Annotated in this window: 1 protein-coding gene; it reads right to left on the bottom strand. The window is 37.2% G+C overall.

What is annotated here, in order from left to right; all coding sequences use genetic code 11:
- Nucleotides 1–567: 567 nt before the first annotated feature.
- Nucleotides 568–1545: a hypothetical protein gene (locus AB1630_12020; GenBank protein MEW6104519.1), complete on the bottom strand. Its 978-nt coding sequence runs from the start codon at nucleotides 1543–1545 to the stop codon at nucleotides 568–570.
- Between the last annotated feature and the right edge of the window lie 1130 nt (nucleotides 1546–2675).

The following is a 2675-nucleotide window of genomic DNA, read 5'->3' as shown; positions in this document are numbered from 1 at the left end:
CTATACTTTAGAGAGGCATATTTTGTGATTTCCTGTTACTATCAACTCAGGTTATCGGTTATCGGTTATCAGGTTATCGGTAAAGAGCAAGCAGTAGCCTGCTATCTCAAATTACCGATTACTGATTACCTGATTACCGATTACCGATTACTTTAAATAATCACAATTTATACTCCACTGGAGTATAAATTTAGTCACGAGAAACTCTCATGCCCCGTCGGGACATAACACGCTGATGACTTTTGATGCGGATATTCGCGGATATAAGATAGAAGATAGAAAAAAGAGAGAAAAATCAGCGAAAAATCCGTTAAATCCGTGTCATCCGTGTTCTATTCTTACGGCTATTTTCCGGAGAAATCAAGGGGGTAAATTATGTCGTGTGTGGTTAGTGTATCTGATAATTGTTGCCAGATTCAGTCACACAATCGCTGTCAATCGGATTGACGCCACTTGTGGCGTTATGACCCCACAAGTGTTGTCAATCCGTTCATTTCATAGACGCGCTAAACACATACAGTACCCTTCTGATTAACCTTCTATCGACAACAATCTTCCTTCTACCTACTAATATGTGCAGGTGGCGCTTACTCCTCCTAATGCCGCTTCACTCCATTCCCTAATAAAATCTACTACCTTTGGTCTTATCATTATCTCTGGAGGAACTGGTTGTAGGTAAATAACTTCTTTTACTTCTACCGCAGGTGGTTTGAGATTTCTTTCTCCCCATAAAATCCTATATGTATATTTTGAATATTGATAACCTGGCGCTATCATCCCTAAGGTAATCCAATTGTATCCCATCGGCGGTATATATGTTCTTGGCTCCGTACCGTCCATTAGCGGTCCATCGTACACTTGTTTTCCATCTTTGTCAAAGACTTGAATCTTGACCGTAAGTGTGCCCAGATTGGGATTGCCCACAAAGATACCCGTATCCATTAACACCAACTCCGCATCCATAGGAGGTTTAGCCAGCATTCCTAAGTAAAAGATACTCATGGTTCCTCTACCAAAAACACAAGTTGCCTTCTCTCCACCTAATGCAGCTTCACTCCATTTGTTAATAATGTTAGGTGCATAAAATGAATTCTGTATCAACATAGGATCAACTGGTTGATAATAAGTCACCTCTTTAACTTCGACTGCAAGCGCAGGTACATCCCTCCATTTTATCCTATAGGTATATTTTGAATATTGATAATCTGCTGATGGTGGCACTATCATCCCTAAGGTAATCCAATTGTATCCCATAGGTGGTATCTTTTGTCTTTCCTGTCCTCCGTCCATTAGTTGTTTTTTGCATACAAATTTTCCATTCTTGTCCCAAACCTCAATCATAACAGGAACTGGTACTGTATATGGATTGCCCACAAAGATAGCAGTATCCATTAATACAGATTTCTCATCAAGTTTATACACCATCCCTTCATAAAATATACTCTTCACCTGAGATATACTCTCCACCTGGCTCCAGGCATCTAAGACAGCCAATCCCGATAGGATAACTATCGCTCCTATCAAACTTAGTAATCTTCTTTTCATTATTTTCCTCCTTTTTAAAATTATTTTTTATTTATTTGAAAAAGAGTATTGATACCTTACCTACTCATCACCCCCTTTTTCATCAAGATTTACTCTATTACTTTGTAGCAGAGATTTTGACTTAGCAAAAACCTCTGTGATGACAAGGAATTTTAAGGAAAATCATCCCTCATTTAATGATACTATAAATATCTTCTCTTTGTCAAGAAAATTTTTCTGAAAAAATTCTCATTCTTTACCACCTCCTCTTTTAACCAGAACGCTCTCGGATAAAATGAGCCTTGATTTTATTGGTCTTCACAGACCGTAAACTTTTCCTTCACCCCCACAATTCCCTTCCTTTTTATACCCCAATCTCTATTCCTATCTTTCTTTTAACTGCCCTTTAATTCCATTAGAATTAATTTTCCTCCCCATTTTTGCCGATATAATTATCAGATACCCCTTAAACAAAAACAGGAAGGTGGTAACAATGTTACCAAATAATAATAACTTGCTAAATTTAAACTCTACTCTTGCCCCAAGAAAACAACGCCGAAAATTTCAGTTCTTCATCTATCGTATCAAAAAGAAAATTAGAGCATTCCTCATCTGTCTTGAACTTATTTCAGGCCCAAGACAGAATTATAAAAATCAAACTGATGAAAATATCCTCTCTTTCTATGCTACTCAAATTGTTAAACTCTCTCTCCTTGACCTCTCCCCTGCTAAAGAAATCCTTTCCTCTCTTTATTCCTCTAAACCCAGAGGCAAAAAACCCCGTCCCCCTATAGATATGCTTCGCTCCTTAATCCTTATGACTCTCCTCCATATCCACAGTACCTCCCTTTGGGTCTCTTATTTGAAATCTGTAAGCGTTCAGGTGTAAGTACCACAAGTAATTATTTTTTATTCACTGCAATTCAGACACTGGACAAAAGACATCAAGACTATAGACTCTATTTATGCAGGAAATTAGGTAAGCGTTCAGTTACTTAAAAAAATAACTGTAAAATGTAAAATGAGCAATTAAAAATTTAAAAGTCAATTCTGTGTTCTGGCAGTAAGAACTGATTTCCCAATCATCTTGCATTTCATCTATCCTCTCATTTTACATTTTTCATTGGACATTGCCCATTTTACATTATTAT

The organism is bacterium (genome assembly GCA_040753555.1).
Classification (GTDB): domain Bacteria; phylum UBA9089; class UBA9088; order UBA9088; family UBA9088; genus JBFLYE01.
The sequence above is the reverse complement of the archived record's forward strand: the minus strand, read 5'-3'. Positions and strand labels throughout refer to the sequence as shown.